This window comes from Pseudoalteromonas denitrificans DSM 6059 (assembly GCF_900112265.1).
GTDB classification, from domain to species: domain Bacteria; phylum Pseudomonadota; class Gammaproteobacteria; order Enterobacterales; family Alteromonadaceae; genus Pseudoalteromonas; species Pseudoalteromonas denitrificans.
In genome coordinates this window covers 1-15183 of sequence record NZ_FOLO01000085.1, presented here as the reverse complement: position 1 = coordinate 15183, position 15183 = coordinate 1, and the positions used below count along the sequence as shown (strand labels likewise).

At 35.6% G+C, this 15183-nt stretch carries 17 protein-coding genes; 4 read left to right on the top strand and 13 right to left on the bottom strand.

Translation table 11 applies throughout. The features are described 5' to 3' along the window. The 6 genes from BM088_RS25580 to BM088_RS27815 all read right to left on the bottom strand — a co-directional run. Window positions 1–237: transposase family protein (locus BM088_RS25580; protein ID WP_143085126.1), on the bottom strand; the 237-nt coding region annotated here is incomplete at its 3' end. Window positions 238–434: 197 nt separating this feature from the next. Beyond that, window positions 435–1292, bottom strand: a complete 858-nt coding sequence (locus BM088_RS25575; RefSeq protein ID WP_091991594.1) for a TolB-like translocation protein — start codon at window positions 1290–1292, stop codon at window positions 435–437. 138 nt (window positions 1293–1430) lie between these two features. Beyond that, a complete protein-coding gene (locus BM088_RS25570) occupies window positions 1431–2315 on the bottom strand; it encodes a PD40 domain-containing protein (protein ID WP_091991592.1) in 885 nt (294 codons plus the stop codon). A 237-nt stretch (window positions 2316–2552) separates the two neighbouring features. Then, a complete protein-coding gene (locus tag BM088_RS27825) occupies window positions 2553–2819 on the bottom strand; it encodes a hypothetical protein (RefSeq protein WP_245763925.1) in 267 nt (88 codons plus the stop codon). 13 nt (window positions 2820–2832) lie between these two features. Continuing rightward, window positions 2833–3135, bottom strand: a complete 303-nt coding sequence (locus tag BM088_RS27820; RefSeq protein WP_245763924.1) for a hypothetical protein — start codon at window positions 3133–3135, stop codon at window positions 2833–2835. A gap of 51 nt (window positions 3136–3186) precedes the next feature. Then, window positions 3187–3396, bottom strand: a complete 210-nt coding sequence (locus tag BM088_RS27815; protein ID WP_245763923.1) for a hypothetical protein — start codon at window positions 3394–3396, stop codon at window positions 3187–3189. 496 nt (window positions 3397–3892) lie between these two features. Between BM088_RS27815 and BM088_RS25560 the strand changes: the two genes are divergently transcribed. The 3 genes from BM088_RS25560 (at window position 3893) to BM088_RS25550 (ending at window position 6478) form a co-directional block, all read left to right on the top strand. Further along, window positions 3893–4201, top strand: coding sequence for a hypothetical protein (locus BM088_RS25560; protein WP_091991590.1), 309 nt, complete (start codon window positions 3893–3895; stop codon window positions 4199–4201). Between the two features lie 252 nt (window positions 4202–4453). After that, on the top strand, window positions 4454–5650 hold the full coding sequence (locus tag BM088_RS25555) for a lytic murein transglycosylase (protein WP_245763922.1): 1197 nt from the start codon (window positions 4454–4456) through the stop codon (window positions 5648–5650). A 183-nt stretch (window positions 5651–5833) separates the two neighbouring features. Continuing rightward, window positions 5834–6478 (top strand): NAD-dependent epimerase/dehydratase family protein, encoded by a 645-nt coding sequence (locus BM088_RS25550; RefSeq protein WP_091991586.1) that lies wholly within the window; start codon window positions 5834–5836, stop codon window positions 6476–6478. Window positions 6479–6558: 80 nt separating this feature from the next. Here the strand turns inward: BM088_RS25550 and BM088_RS25545 are convergent, their stop codons facing one another. From BM088_RS25545 to BM088_RS25515, 6 genes are all read right to left on the bottom strand, one after another. Beyond that, window positions 6559–7248, bottom strand: a complete 690-nt coding sequence (locus BM088_RS25545) for a DUF3667 domain-containing protein (protein ID WP_091991584.1) — start codon at window positions 7246–7248, stop codon at window positions 6559–6561. A 275-nt stretch (window positions 7249–7523) separates the two neighbouring features. Next, entirely contained in the window at window positions 7524–8264 is a 741-nt protein-coding gene (locus BM088_RS25540; protein ID WP_245763926.1) for a substrate-binding periplasmic protein, read from the bottom strand. A 108-nt stretch (window positions 8265–8372) separates the two neighbouring features. Beyond that, window positions 8373–9236 carry an REP-associated tyrosine transposase gene (locus BM088_RS25535; protein ID WP_091991580.1) on the bottom strand — a complete coding sequence of 288 codons (864 nt, stop codon included), beginning with the start codon at window positions 9234–9236 and terminating at the stop codon, window positions 8373–8375. 247 nt (window positions 9237–9483) lie between these two features. Then, window positions 9484–9843 carry a ribonuclease E inhibitor RraB gene (locus tag BM088_RS25530; protein ID WP_091991578.1) on the bottom strand — a complete coding sequence of 120 codons (360 nt, stop codon included), beginning with the start codon at window positions 9841–9843 and terminating at the stop codon, window positions 9484–9486. 556 nt (window positions 9844–10399) lie between these two features. Further along, on the bottom strand, window positions 10400–10759 hold the full coding sequence (locus BM088_RS25520) for a ribonuclease E inhibitor RraB (protein WP_091991576.1): 360 nt from the start codon (window positions 10757–10759) through the stop codon (window positions 10400–10402). Window positions 10760–11274: 515 nt separating this feature from the next. Continuing rightward, complete coding sequence (locus BM088_RS25515; protein ID WP_091991574.1) at window positions 11275–11847, bottom strand: TnsA endonuclease N-terminal domain-containing protein; 573 nt, start codon at window positions 11845–11847, stop codon at window positions 11275–11277. Between the two features lie 530 nt (window positions 11848–12377). Between BM088_RS25515 and BM088_RS25510 the strand changes: the two genes are divergently transcribed. Further along, entirely contained in the window at window positions 12378–14576 is a 2199-nt protein-coding gene (locus tag BM088_RS25510) for an AAA family ATPase (protein WP_091991572.1), read from the top strand. Window positions 14577–14829: 253 nt separating this feature from the next. On the opposite strand, the gene BM088_RS25505 is transcribed toward BM088_RS25510, so the two are convergent. Further along, the coding region (locus tag BM088_RS25505) for a helix-turn-helix domain-containing protein (RefSeq protein ID WP_143085162.1) at window positions 14830–15183 on the bottom strand (354 nt) is incomplete at its 5' end.

The following is a 15183-nucleotide window of genomic DNA, read 5'->3' as shown; positions in this document are numbered from 1 at the left end:
CCGACAGACGACACGAGCAATAGTGTCATGCTTTGGAATTCCAGCGTCGAAAGAGCCATATCTTTTTAACCAATCAAGCTTTAGATGCCCAAAGTCTTCAATATCCTCCCATCCTTGTGCACCAGAGAGTACGGCACTAATTGCTAGCAGAAGAATATCGATAAGTTCATGCTTTTTGCAGCGCTCAATGCGAGGATCTGTAATAGAATTAAAGTGTTTCAAAAAAGTAGCGCTCATATTAAGTTACCAAAGGGGGATTATGCCTTGATCTGATCGCTACTTGTTCTATAAGTTCAATTTATAATGATCTTGCCGTGGGCTAAAATACCTGACATCCTTATGACTTTTAGCTGATTTAGTTCTCAATAGGTAAATAATTGATTGTATAAAATGTGCCTCTGGGCCCGTAACAATCCCTGCTATGCGGGCGAGGCTTATAATTTGGGCCTGAGGGTTTCGATAATCTGTGCATCTACCCAATATATATTTCCTCTATCACCGCCAAAACCTCTATGAAAGAATAAATACTTTCCATCCGGTGACACACTGCCATATGCTTCTGAGAATTGGGTATTTATCTTGTCACCTAAGTTAATACCTGTATCCCATGTGCCATCTTTTTGTCGAAAACTAATATAAAGATCAGCGCCACCATATCCACTTTTCCTTTGGTCATCCCAAATCAAATAAGATTCATCAGGCGCAATGAAGGGATGAGCACCCCACTGTCCGATATCAATATTTAATGGTTTAGGTGCTTCACGTTTGCCGTTTATCAATCGAGAATATCGAAGTACACCATTTCCACTTTTTGTCGCTTCGTCAAAAACATAGGTTCCTTTAACAGAAGCCGTAAGGCGCATAATGCGAAAATCTTCAAACATGGCTCCAAGACTTTTTAACTCAGACCAACCTTCAACTGTGTGCTCTCTATAATATTTTCCTAAATGCAAAGTTTTACCATCAAGAGAAATAAATGGTTCCCCAGCTCTGGGTGGCACAACTGACTCAATCCATTGATTATCTTTATATTGAATAACAACCAAAGTATTTTTTTTATATTCACCACCCCTTCTACGGAAATAGAATTCCTTTAAATCTGGTGTAAAGGCTGCTTCAGCTTCCCTATGATCTGTTTTAATCAGATTTGGGGCAAATAACTCAGGCATTAAACCTGGCGGGTTTTGCCCGAGGTAGGTACCTTCAAATACTGGAATTTCATCTTGGCTATAACCTTTACTACTGATACTTAAAATAATAAACAAAGAAACTAAAACATAAATACGTTTCATCACTGACTCCTACTGCTAAACAATTCCATTTAATATGGGTTTGACCTCTACAGTGATGACTCACAAAGCTAATTGGCAGCGAGCGCCCATAGAGCCAAACGCCTTTTGGTGTCACACTTGTTAATACTGTTATATAACTTATAGTGCGAGTCTGAGGTTATCAATCACCCTGGCATCTACCCAGTAACTTTTTCCGACCCAATTAGTACTGCCATCTTCTTTAAGCTTCCACTCTCCCCTCGAAAAAAAGAGATACTTCCCATCATGTGTCACTCTTGGGCTGCTTTCATTTAAGGATGTATTTATCTTATCACCCATGTTCATTGCAGGTAACCAAGAGCCATCTTTCGCTCGAAAACTAATATAGATTTCTGAACCACCATATCCCCCTTCTCTCTCAGCATCCCACATTAAATAGGATTCATCAGGTGCAATATAGGGATGAGCAATATATTTCCCTGTATTAATCTCCGTACTCATTTTTATAGGGTTTCCATGTTTGCCGTCTATCAGGCGTGAATACCCAAGATTGCCATGTCCATTATCTGCTTTTTTATAAAAAGGAAAGTAATAGGTTCCATTAGATGAAACCGACAAACCATGTGCTTGTTCTTTTAAGAAGCCTCCGGAGCTTTTGGGTTCCGACCAAGCATTATTGGTCCTTTCTCTATACTCCTTTCCAACGTACATTATTTTGCCATCAGCAGAGAATAGTGGCCATTTGATATCGGTCTCAGATTCGTGACCCCAAGCATTATTTTCATATCGAATGACAAAAAATGTACGTTTTTTGTATTTCCCATTTTTTCTCGTGAAATAGAACTCCTTCATATCGGGTGAATATGTACCACCTTCAAACCTTCCTTCTGGTGATACGATTTTAGGATCAAAAAGTTTAGGAATTAAGGCTGGAGGCTTTTCACCCAAATAACGACTCTCTATGGTTGGAGATTTATCATGACTATAACTACTGCCACTCATAGCTATAGCCAGTAATACAATTAAAATACAAATACACTTCATGATTTATCCCTATTTTAAACTTAACGAATTATCTTACTTCTACATTGAAGTCGATTTGTGTTGATACAAGGTTTATATGTGATTGAACAAGCAATAAATTTAAACGAACCAGTTTTAAAATACCTGACGTCCTAATGACTTTTATATGATTTCTCTGTGAAAACGAAAAACAACTATTAAGTACGTACATCAGCTGTGCATTTTTTCATCTGCTAAGTTTTATAGTTATATAACTTGTTATTGGGGCCTGAGGTTTTCAATAACTTGAGCATCCACCCAATGAGGATTGCCTACCCAATAACTACTGCCATCCTTTCTCACCTTTTCATCTCCCCGCCAAAAAAACAAATATTTTCCATCAGGTGTCACTTTTGGGCGTTGTTCATAGGCTGCGGTGTTTATGATATCGCCCATGTTAATTGCTTCTCCCCATGAACCAGCTTTATTTCGAAAACTAATATAAATATCAGGGGTATTTTCACCATCTTTTTTAGCATCCCACATTAAATAAGACTCATCAGGAGCAATGAAGGGGTGAGCAATATTTTCCTCTGTTAATCGCCCTGCTCATTTTTTGAGGCTTTTCATATTTGCCATCTATCAAGCGTGAATAACTCATATGTCCACTGCCATCCTTGAAATCTAAAACATAAAAATAATATGTTCCTTTAGGTGAGGCTGTAAAACCTACAATAGGAATGTCTTTGAAAGGTTCAAGGCTTTTCATTTTTGATACATTGGGACTAAATCGTGCTTTATATTTATTGATATCAGTTGACTCAATAGATTTACGACTCCATTCATTATCTTTGTATTGCATAACCAACCAGGTCGGTTCTTTATAGTTTCCACCAGAGCGAGTGAAAGAAAATTATCTCATATCGGGTGAAAATAATACTTCCGTTTCACGATGATCTTGAGTAGAAACAATATCGGGTGCAAAAAATTTAGGAGTCAAGCCAGGTGGTTTTTGTCCTAAATAGCGTTCTGCTATAACAGGGAAGTCATTTTTGCTATAAGTTTTGTGACTCATAATTAAAGTAGTCAATAGCAGAACAATTGAAATACAAGCAAGCTTCATAATTTATCTCTATTTTAAAATCAACGCATTACCTCACTTCCACATCGAAGTCGTTTTATGTTGATACACGTTTAAATGTGATTGAATAAGCAGTCAATGTAAGCGAACCAAGTTTTAAATACCTGACGTCTTTATGATTTTTAAATGATTTTGCTCTGATGGCGATAAACAATTTATTAAAAGTTAAAAATAGACAGGCATAAATATTGATTTTAGAGCTACTTTATAAAGTTTATAATTTTTGATGTACTTTTTTTGCATCAAAACAATTAAAACCACCAAGCCTCCATCCAGTTATTGTGTGGGTAATATCAAAAAGTTTGACTTTGATATTAGGAACCCGCTCTCAAAATAGACGTAAATCACCTTAATATAACTGTCTAGGTTTATTACCATTGGTTTTAATATCTCTTTTACTAGATTGCTTGCAATCTAACAGTTTGGTTATAATCAGCTTTTCAGGCTTCATTTTTCGCCTTTCATTTTGGAATAGTCCATGAAAAAACTCTCTAAAGTCCAGCAAAAACAACAAGATCTTGTACTGAAAACTGCCGATATGCTCGAAGAACAAGCTCGCACTGAAATCCCAGGCATGCTGCAATGCTGGTTTGATGTTGAATATCACTTGTTTCCAGGTTCATTACTGCTTTGCTTTCAATTCGAAAATAAGCAAGCATTAGAAGCTGCAGAACCAGATTTACTAAAATGGCAAAAGCGCTTGAGTGCTGCGATGATGAAAAAAGGCGTTATTTTAAAAAACATGCGCAAACATTTAGTGTTTACGATGAAAGGGCCTGAAGACTAACGGTAGGCCTTAGCAAATAAATAAAAATCAATGGGATCACATCCAGTAACGTCTGAACCCATTGAATGAATTTATAACTCAAAAGAATAATATCAACAAGATAGTTTTGATTGTTATCCGTAGTAAAATTCGCCATTGTATAATTTTAGATATTTTTACTTAACGTTTTATCCAAGGAAGACCGTATTAATGTTCTTTTTAAAGCATTTAGTTAATCACATAAGTCATTTTTTTATAATAAAAATCATTATCATGTGTGCACTTTTACCAACTTTGGCTCATGCAGTGATTGCCGATAATAACTTTCCAAACTGTAAAGCTAATTTAGCAGAGCGCGCTGAAAAATTAGGTTTTTCTTCGTACATCACTCAAACTGTAATTGCTGGTATTTCCCCGATAGAACAAGTAATTTCGTTCGATAAAAAACAACCTGAATTTACCCAAACTTTTGAGCAATATATTAAAGCAAGGGTAACTTCGTATCATGTGCGAGTAGGAAAAGAGAAATTAAAACAGCATAAAAAACTATTTGACGCACTTGAGGAAAAATACGGCGTACCACGCCAATATTTAGTGTCATTTTGGGGCTTAGAAACCGTTTATGGTAAACACAAAGGTAAAATGTCGATACTAAATGCCTTAGCTACATTAGCGTGTGATGAACGTCGTAGCGCGTTTTTTACGCAAGAGTTATTAAATCTATTCACCTTAATTGAAACAAAACAAGTTACCACAGAACAACTACAAGGCTCTTGGGCTGGGGCTATGGGCCATATGCAGTTTATGCCTTCATCTTTTTTAAAGTATGGTATTGACGGTGATAATGATGGAAAAATTGACCTATGGACAAGTGAGGTTGATGCATTAACAACAGCAGCCCATTATTTAAATAAAATAGGCTGGCAAACTAAAGAGCGCTGGGGACGAGAAATTAAATTACCAGAAAGCTTTGCCTTTGATAAAGTAGGTTTTGATCAATACTACCCGCTTAGCTATTTTCAAGAGTTAGGGATAACAAAAACGAACAATCAGCCATTACCTAATTATGATATTCAAGCTGAACTTTATTTACCTTCAGGTCATAGAGGCCCCGCATTTTTACTCTACCCTAATTTTAATGTGATCATGCAGTGGAATTTATCGAAAAGTTATGGGCTATCAGTAGGCATATTAGCTAACAAGTTAGTGGGGGCTAAAGGCCTTGCGTTTTTACCCAAAGGTCAAACCAATGTGAAACCTTATAGCCTTGCTAAAATGAAGAACCTACAAAACCAGCTTAATGCCTTAGCATTTGAACTCGGTAAGCCAGATGGCATTTGGGGGCCTAAAAGCAGACGCGCTATTCGATTATTTCAAATACAGCATCAACTCATTGCCGATGGTTATCCAAATGACGATGTTTTTTCAACAGTCAATTCAGTGATAAATAAAGGCCAAGTAATACCCTAAATCAAAACTAACTATGCACATAGCTCTGATGATTATCAGTTAAGATCAGAGCTTAACTTCCTGCTAACCATCACTCAATAAATATATAACTGTTTATTCTTTATGTATTAAAAATGGTATTTAATAGTTTATTTCACGCCATTCAATTACTATCTTCATATTAAAAATTATCAAATAAATAACATGAAAACAGCGATTGTGCTTGGTGCTACAGGGTTAATTGGCCAAAATCTAACAAAAAAGCTTGTTGAGCAACCCCATATCAAAAAAGTCATTGCGGTTACGCGCAGAGTTGTTGATTACTCACACCCAAAAATCGAAAACCAAGTTGTTGATTTTTCTTTGCTAGAACAATACAGTCAGCTGTTTTCTGGGGATTTATTATTCTCATGTTTAGGCACAACCAAAAAGCAAGCAGGCTCAAGTGCCGCACAACGCATGGTAGATGTTGATTATCAATTAACAGCAGCAAAACTTGCTGCCACTAACGGAGTTACTGAATATTTTTTAGTATCATCAAGTGGTGCTAACGCAACAAGCAAAAACACATACTTACAAATGAAAGGTGAGTTGGAAGATTCAATTGTGAGTTTAGGTTTTAAGCGTATTTGTATTTTCCAGCCATCATTATTATTAGGTGAGCGCAACCACTTAAGAATAGGCGAAAAAATCGGTAGCTGGATTTTACCAACACTATGCACGCTACCTGCTTTAAAACGCTATAAACCAATTTATGGCTATCAAGTAGCAGCTAAAATGTGCCAAGTGAGCGCGCAACAAAAAGTCGGCATAACGCGTTATAAACTAGAAGAATGTTTTCCTAAATAACCCAGCTAAGTGCTGCTTACTCATTATTTAAGCGCATATTAATCAGTTTTGAATTAAGACTTGAATTTAAAACAGGGACATTAAGAAATATCCTGCATCACTACATCAAAAACAATACCTAATAGCGCCATATAAACCATGTAAATAGCCATAGACTTAATGATTATCAGCCACCAAGCTTGCTGATAAACAACTTTAAAAGCCCTTAATACATACCAAGTCATATATAAAATTGGGGGAATTTGCAGCAGTAAAAATATCACATGAGACCGCTCCATTGCCTCTAAAGGCGCGATAACCATCAGAATAATATACGCCATACTATGCAAATGCATGGAGAAAACTAAGTTACCAATATAGAAAGTTTGTCGAAAAAACACCTGCACAATTAATGCAAAAGCGGGAAATAACACAAACATCGCTTTTGAATAATAACTAAGCATTGATTCAGTAAGCAAAATATCAGGGTCAAACACTTGATAAATTTTAGAAAACACAATAAAAAACAAGATACTAATTGCAAGATATAAACGCAAAGGCGGTGTATATTTAACACGTTTACCTTGGTTAAATTCATGGGTCAATGTGCCTGGTTTAGTCAGCATGGTGCGTAACGTAAGCCATAACTTACCATCAATATCCAGCAACTCATGTGTCATCTCTTTAACAACATCTAGAAATGGCCTATTTAGGCTTGCAGCACTTTGTCCACAACTCAAACAATACTTGGCATCATTTTGAAGTTTTACTTGGCAATTTTTACAATTCATTTATTTATCATTATTTAATTAAAGATTAGAAATTGAAGAACTGGCATCTACAACTATATGATTGATTTTAAATATTTAATAAAATCTACAATCGCGTTTGTGGTTATTAAAATACATGTACAAGTTTAAACTTAATTCATCGAGTTAATTAAAATAGTAAAAATAGGTTCCCATATTGATCTATTTTAGACACGTACCATAGCGCTTAGCTCTCAAACTACAATCACCAAAACCTTAATAATGTAAAACAATGCTACCCAGCTACTAAATTTAAACTACAGGCCATATTTTTTAAATATCTTCTGTATAGTACCATCTTGTATAAGTTCAGATAATACCTTATCGAATACCGGAATAATATCTATAAAGGGGGATTGCTTACTGATACATAACTTGAATTCAAGTACACCAAAATCGACTCTAGGCACTTGAATTATTGAGTTATCTAACCTTAATTTTTTTATATTATACAGGGTGACAGCTTTAGATTGTATTAACACATCACCTCTTTTTAAATTCAGTTTTTTTAGTGCACTTTTTAGATCTACAGCTCCATAATCTACATCAAAACCTGGGAATTTTTCGATTGATACGCCATCTCCCAAATAGGTAAGTATTTGGAAGTCCTTAATACCGTCTATGGACTGAATGTTTTTCATCTGTTCTAATCGAGGGTGATTTATATAAGTGAATAAACCCATTGTTTCGATAAAAATAGGCACTTTTCCTGTTGAGGTGTACTCTGCACGTTCGGGTGTATATAGTGTGATCATACCATCGCTTTTACCACTTTCTACTCGACGCTGCGCTCTTAACCATGGAAAGCTTTCAAATTCAATGGTCATGCCCATCCTTTTTTCAAATACTTCTTTTAAAATATCGACATATATGCCTTTAGAAATACCATTATCAGACCATATATAGGGCTCAAAATATGCATGTGATATCTTAATGGGCCGATTCTCAAAGGCACATATCTTTCCACTAAAACTCAGTGTAATTAATAGTATTAACAACTGAATTAATTTTAATCCGCTATTAAACAAAATAGATTCTCAAATAGAGCGATAAGATCACACTTAAGTATAGATACATAAATAGGAACCTAAAGGGTAGTAAAGGGGTCAGTAGTAAAGGGGGCAAGTCTTGCATTGTGCAACCGCGCGACTAACTGTTGAATAGTGTACGCCAAAATAACTAGCAATCTCAGACATTGAGTAACCTCCTGACAAATAAGCCTTTGCCATAGCTATTTTGCGTTCATGCGGGTGACTTGACTGAAAATCATTCAGTGGTTTGGGTTTTGGCCTAACTTGCTTTTTTGGCACTTCACTCAATTCAAGACAAACATCTTCTTTAAGTGTACTTTTGTGTTTTTCAACAAACGCTTCATCACCCAAATACACTTGGCTTTTGAGGTTTGCCCAAATATTAATACCCTTCCCTTGAGATACAAATGTTTTATAACGCTCAATCGCTATATATTTAGTTGACCCAAACATTCGTAGCAGTGCATCAATGGCTAACCAATCGGGTACATCTCGCACTCCTATAGTTTCGTGGTAACTACTCCACAACCATTCTTCAGGCTCATCTACCATGCCTTTTGCCCTAACTGGGTTTAAAACAATATAGCGGCATAGCGCTAGCAAATAGCTATCTTTATCCACTAAAATGCTTTTATATCTGCCTTGAAATAAATGCCCTACACGGCGATGGTCACGATTAAAACCTTGCGTATACACGCCATTTAACTGCCTCATACCTTTAGATAAATTAGCATCAGGCGTTTCTACCAATAAATGGTAATGGTTGGTCATTAAACAATAGGCATGGATCACCCAATTGTAGCGCTCACATACAGCCGCAAGAACATTTATAAATGTCGAAAAGTCTGATTCATTGCGAAAAATTTGTTTTCTCTCGTTCCCACGAGAAGTAACATGGTATAACGCACCTGCAAATTCCAATCTTAGTGGTCGACTCATCCGTAAGCCCCAAAAAACAAAAAGGTTAACTAAGTATAGCTAACCTTTTGAGTATCAAAATCGAGTCTTATTTGTTGTGGTGCACAATGCAAGACCTGACCCTATTGTCGTGACCCTATTGTCGTATGACCCTATTGTCGTATGACCCTATTGTCGTATGACCCTATTGTCGTATTGTCGTATTGTCGTTTGACCCTATTGTCGTTTTTTCGGTGCTCAACGAAAGTCCTTCCCCCGTTATTTTTTGTTAAGAACCACACCCACTAACAACAACCCAAGAGTCACAATACCCACTCATATTAATAAATAGATTACTTAGCCTTTGCGGCTCTTGCGTAACAAAATCATACGTTACCTTGTTTTTAACCTTAAACGATACATATCCAGTAGGATCGCCCTCTTCAAGCAATTCCACTTCGGTTTCTACAAAGCTTACCTCTGGTAACTTCTTTAGTACTTCAGCTTGCTGCTCTTTACTTAATGGCCAACATTTAAAATCGATCATAAACTCAATTTCGTGATCTAAATTGAAATCAAAACCCCTTCCCTGAAGTAATCTTAAAACATCTCCATCAACATCTTGTGGCCAAGTATTATTTTCATTCATTAATATCTTTTAATCCTAAGTTTATGTCTCAATTTACAAACCCAAGTGATGATTCAATATTTTCACTTGTTTATATTGCGACACTTTACCGGAAATAAGAAAACAAAGAAATAAGAATCAATATCATTTCCATTGCTAAATTAAGGTCAAGTATGGACTCGTTTTCAATCAGAAAAGTATGACTGTCTATTTTTAAACTTAGTAATGATTGGTGTCCCAAGAACATCTATAAATGTCGAAAAGTCTGATTCATTTCGAAAAATCGGTTTTCTCTCGTTCCCACGAGAAGTAACATGGTATAACGCACCTACAAATTCCAATCTTAGTGGTCGACTCATCCGTAAGCCCTAAAAAATAAAGAGGTTAGCTAATTATAACTAACCTCTTAAAAGTTAAATTCGATCCTTATTTAGAATGGCTGCACAATGCAAGACCTGACCCCGTTGTTTTTATTTGTTGTGGTGCACAATGCAAGACCTGACCCTATTGTCGGACTATTGTCGGACCATATTGTCGTTTTTTCGGTGCTCAACGAAAGTCCTTCCACCGTTATTTTCTAAGTACCACACCCACTAACAACAACCCAAGAGTCACAATACCCATTCATATTAATAAACAGATTGCTTAGCCTTTGCGGTTCTTGCGTAACAAAATCATACGTTACCTTGTTTTTAACCTTAAACGATACATAACCAGTAGGATCGCCCTCTTCAAGCAATTCCGCTTCGGTTTCTACAAAGCTTACCTCTGGTAACTTCTTTAATACTTCAGCTTGCTGCTCTTTACTTAATGGCCAACATTTAAAATCGATCATAAACTCAATTTCGTGATCTAAATTGAAATCAAAACCCCTTCCCTGAAGTAATCTTAAAACATCTCCATCAACATCTTGTGGCCAAGCATTATTTTCATTCATTAATATCTTTTACTCCTAAGTTTATGGCTCAATTTACAAACCCAAGTGATGAGTCAATATTTTCACTTGTTTATATTGCGACATTTTATCGGAAACAAGAAAACAAAGAAATAATAATCAATATCATTTCTATTGCTAAATTAAGGTCAAGTATGGACTCGTTTTCAATCAGAAAAGTATGACTGTCTATTTTTAAACTTAGTAATGATTGGTGTCCCAGAACATCTATAAATGTCGAAAAGTCTGATTCATTGCGAAAAATTGGTTTTCTCTCGTTCCCACGAGAAGTAACATGGGATAACGCACCTACAAATTCCAATCTTAGTGGTCGACTCATCCGTAAGTCCTAAAAAATAAAGAGATTAGCTAATTATAACTAACCTCTTAAAAGTTAAATTCGACCCTTATTTAGAATGGCTGCACAATGCAAGACCTGACCCCGTTGATTTTTTCCATTGCTAAATTAAGGTCAAGTATGGACTCGTTTTCAATCAGAAAAGTATGACTGTCTATTTTTATTTATCGTGGTTGCACAATGCAAGACCTGACCCCATTGATGTGACCCCATTGATGTGTGACCCCATTGATGTGCTTGCTTTCCAATATTGCCGCTCTATATCAAACTTCTGCCATGTGCGAGGTTTAATCTTTTTTACCTTACCGTCGACTTCTTTATAAATTTGCTCCCAGTACTTAAAGGTGTATGCGACACGGTATGTTGAGCCACTTTTATTCATATATGTAACAACAAAGTCGGTTGTCATTACATAACCTAAATTCGTTTCCCAATCACGCGGGTGAATTGCATTTAAAGCAACAGCAATATCAAGAGCATACTGCTCTTCAATTTTTACAACACTTTTAGATGAAAGGATTTTCTTATAGGTTCGGTATTCACCGTCTGATAACAGGTGTACATGCCGCTTTTGAATAGGACAAAATAACCAATGACGGCGACCAATTTGATTTACATCTCGTACAGTAAGATAAGGTCGGTATTTCTCAAGAAGATCCTTCTTCCATTTATTCAATTTTTTAACAGTTTCTTTGTTAACTATTACCTCAGTTCTTCTTTTTAACTTGCTCATTTTTCCACCTTTTCAAAAAGGCGAAATGTAGCAAAAACAATCTATACACGGAAGACTGCAAGAGAACGTAAGGACCTGATATAATTAGACTTTATTGTACGGGATTGGCTGAAATGTCATTAGATGTTAAATATTAGAAATACAAAACCAAAACGGAAATGTATAAGTAATTGATAGATATGAAAATGAAAAAACAGGCTGATTTAGCATATTAATAAATATCTATAATGGCATTTAATAAAAAACCTTCCAGATATTCATATTAGTTATATCAACAGTGTACCTATTCCAAAATATTCTATCCCAAAATCAATTTATTTTTTAGGTCGATATAAAAATGGTATATATCAGCTAATTCTTTGAGGGAAAACACCCTATTACTAAATAGGACTATCTTTTAAATGTGTTAATGCTCTAAAATTTTCATCTATAAATTAAGCTCAGAATAAAACCGCTGAATGTTCCTTGCATGATAAAGTTTAAGTTTAATCATTGCTCATAGGCATTCCCCTTAATCACGGAAGAAATATATGATTGAATCAATTTCTATACAAGGAGTGGCAAGTTTTCAAAACCCTACCCCTGTATCACTCAATACAAATAAGAAAATAGTGCTGTTTTATGGTCATAACGGCACGGGGAAATCCACAGTAGCAAGATACCTTCAGGATACAACACGTATTAACTATAGTAATTGCAGCTATGTGTTACCTAATTCACAAGATTATGAGACCTTAGTTTACAATACTGATTTCGTTGAAAAAAACTTCTCGCAAGATAGCTTCGAGGGTGTATTTACTTTAGGGGAGACTAATGTTGCGGCTGAGCAAGCTATAAGCACAGCAGAATTAGAGATAAAAGCATTAGAAGAACAAAGAGTTCAAAAGCAAACAATTAGCACTCAACATGAAGAGAAAAAAACCACCCAAGTAAAAGCAATTAAAAACAAATGCTTTGAAATTAAAAAAGAGCATGACAAAAAAGATTTAGATCACTGCTTAGTTGGCTTTAAAGGCTCGGCAGCTTCGTTTTATGATGAGCTTCTAAAAACAACCCTAGTTGAAAAACCTGAATATACGTTTCAAAGTTTATCTACAGAATCTAAAGAACTAAATAATAAAAGCGCTGTACCAAAAACTATGATTCCGACCGTAGCTCTAAACCTGGCTTCAAGCGAATCAAATACTATTTTAAGTGAAGTAATTGTAGGCTCTAGTGATAGTTATTTAGCTGAGTTAGTCGATAAACTCCAAAACTCAACTTGGGTAGATAATGGACGTATTTATCTCGATGATGCTGAAAGAAAATGCCCGTTTTGCCAACAGGCAATTGATAATGAATTAGTTGAAAATATTAACAATCTTTTCGACGTTTCGTATGAAGAAAAAAAAGGTGAGTTAAAAATTCTACAGAGTGGATATAACCAAGCAATTGAAACTTTAAACGAGACACTATCAGGAACTCACTACACAACGCTTAACGATACAAAACTCGACCTAGCTAAAGAAAAACTTTCAGGTGTGCTTCAAGCAAACCTTACAAAACTGAATCAAAAACTAGCAGATCCAAGTATTAAAATTACCCTAGAATCTACTATTGATTTAGTACAACCAATTAATGATATCATCAATATTCATAATGCTTCTAGACAAACATTTAACGCTAGATTATCAAAGAAAAAAGAATCTCTCACCGCAATTAAAAAGAAGTTTTGGTCTTTGGTTCGTATTAAGTATGATGCTGAAATAAAAGCCCACGATACTTTAATTGAATCAATAGAAACAGATATTAAAACGACTAAAACAGAAGAACGTGACCTTACTTCAACGATACAAGCTCAAAACGAAATTATTAGTGAAAACCGAAAAAAAATCACCAATATTGAAACATCGGTCATTAGCATAAATAATCAAATTAAATCGATAGGTTTAGAGGGTTTTGAGATCAAACAACAGCCAGGTGAAAATAACCATTATTACCTTTGCCGTGGTCCTTCTTCGAGCGGGAATGATGTCTATAAATCGCTTAGTGAAGGTGAAAAAACGCTTATTACTTACCTCTATTTTTTAGAGCTATGCCAAGGAAGCGTAGACAGTGATTCTTCAACCCAAAAAAATAAGAAGATTATTGTCGTTGATGACCCTATATCAAGCCTATCTCATAATTATATTTATGAGATAGGAGCTCTTACGCATAAAAAGTTAATTCGAGGCTACCAATATGCACAAGTAATATTACTTACTCACAGCCTTTATTATCTGCATGAAATGTTAAAGTATTTGCCTAAAGGGAAAGACAATGCAGGTAATGATAAATTTGATAATAAATGTAATTTATTTAGAGTTCTTAAAAATACTAATAGTAGTATTGTTCCTATGGGAAGAAGTGATATAAAAAATGATTACCAGTCATACTGGCAGATTATAAAAGACGCTCAAAATGGCAGTACTAATAACATTGTTTTACCTAACATAATGAGAAATATACTCGAATATTACTTTTCTTTTGTACATAAAACAGATGCGCTCAAAGCCGCTCTAGATGCACTTGAAGAAGCAGATGCTGAATTTTCCCCCTTCTTTAGGTTTATTAACAGAGAATCACATTCTGACTCTGTAAATATAAATGATTTAGGGGAGATCGACTCGGATAGATTTATTACCAAATTTAAAGATGTATTCATCAGGACTGATTTTGAAGAGCATTACAATAAAATGATGGTGGTATAGAACATAACTAAATTTGTAATAATGACGAAATGTGTCTGCATATTTAAAACTCAGACAAAGTACTTTAAGATGTCCCAATTTAGCCTTAAAGACTCCAATGAAATCTATTTAAAATTTAGACAAACACGCTTAAAAACGTTTTTATAGTTTGTCTAATTTGTTGTAGTGTGATTACCAAGGGAAACTGTCGGTCTAATTACCGAGCGACTTTGTCGTAAGTAGCATATCAGCCAGTTACTAAACTGGCTATTGTTTATGCTGACTTTTGTAAGGATTGTGATTTTTCAACTCTCAACGCAGTGGTATTCATATTGTTTCTTAGCCATACACTGCGCACTCCATTTGGGCTGATATCAATACCAAGGGCTTTAGTCAGCTTCATGGCGACTTTCTGCTGACCAAGGTGAGGATGTTCGATTGAGAATTGAACAACCGCCTTTTCGATTGCCATATCCACACAGTTTTTATGCCGTATATTAGGCGTTTCTTGCCGCTTTAATGCATCAGTTCCTCCTTGTTTAACCAGCTTCAGGTGACGATAAATAGTGTCTCGGGAGACGCCACTTTGGCGTGATGCCTCACTCACATTACCCAGCTTTTCAACCAA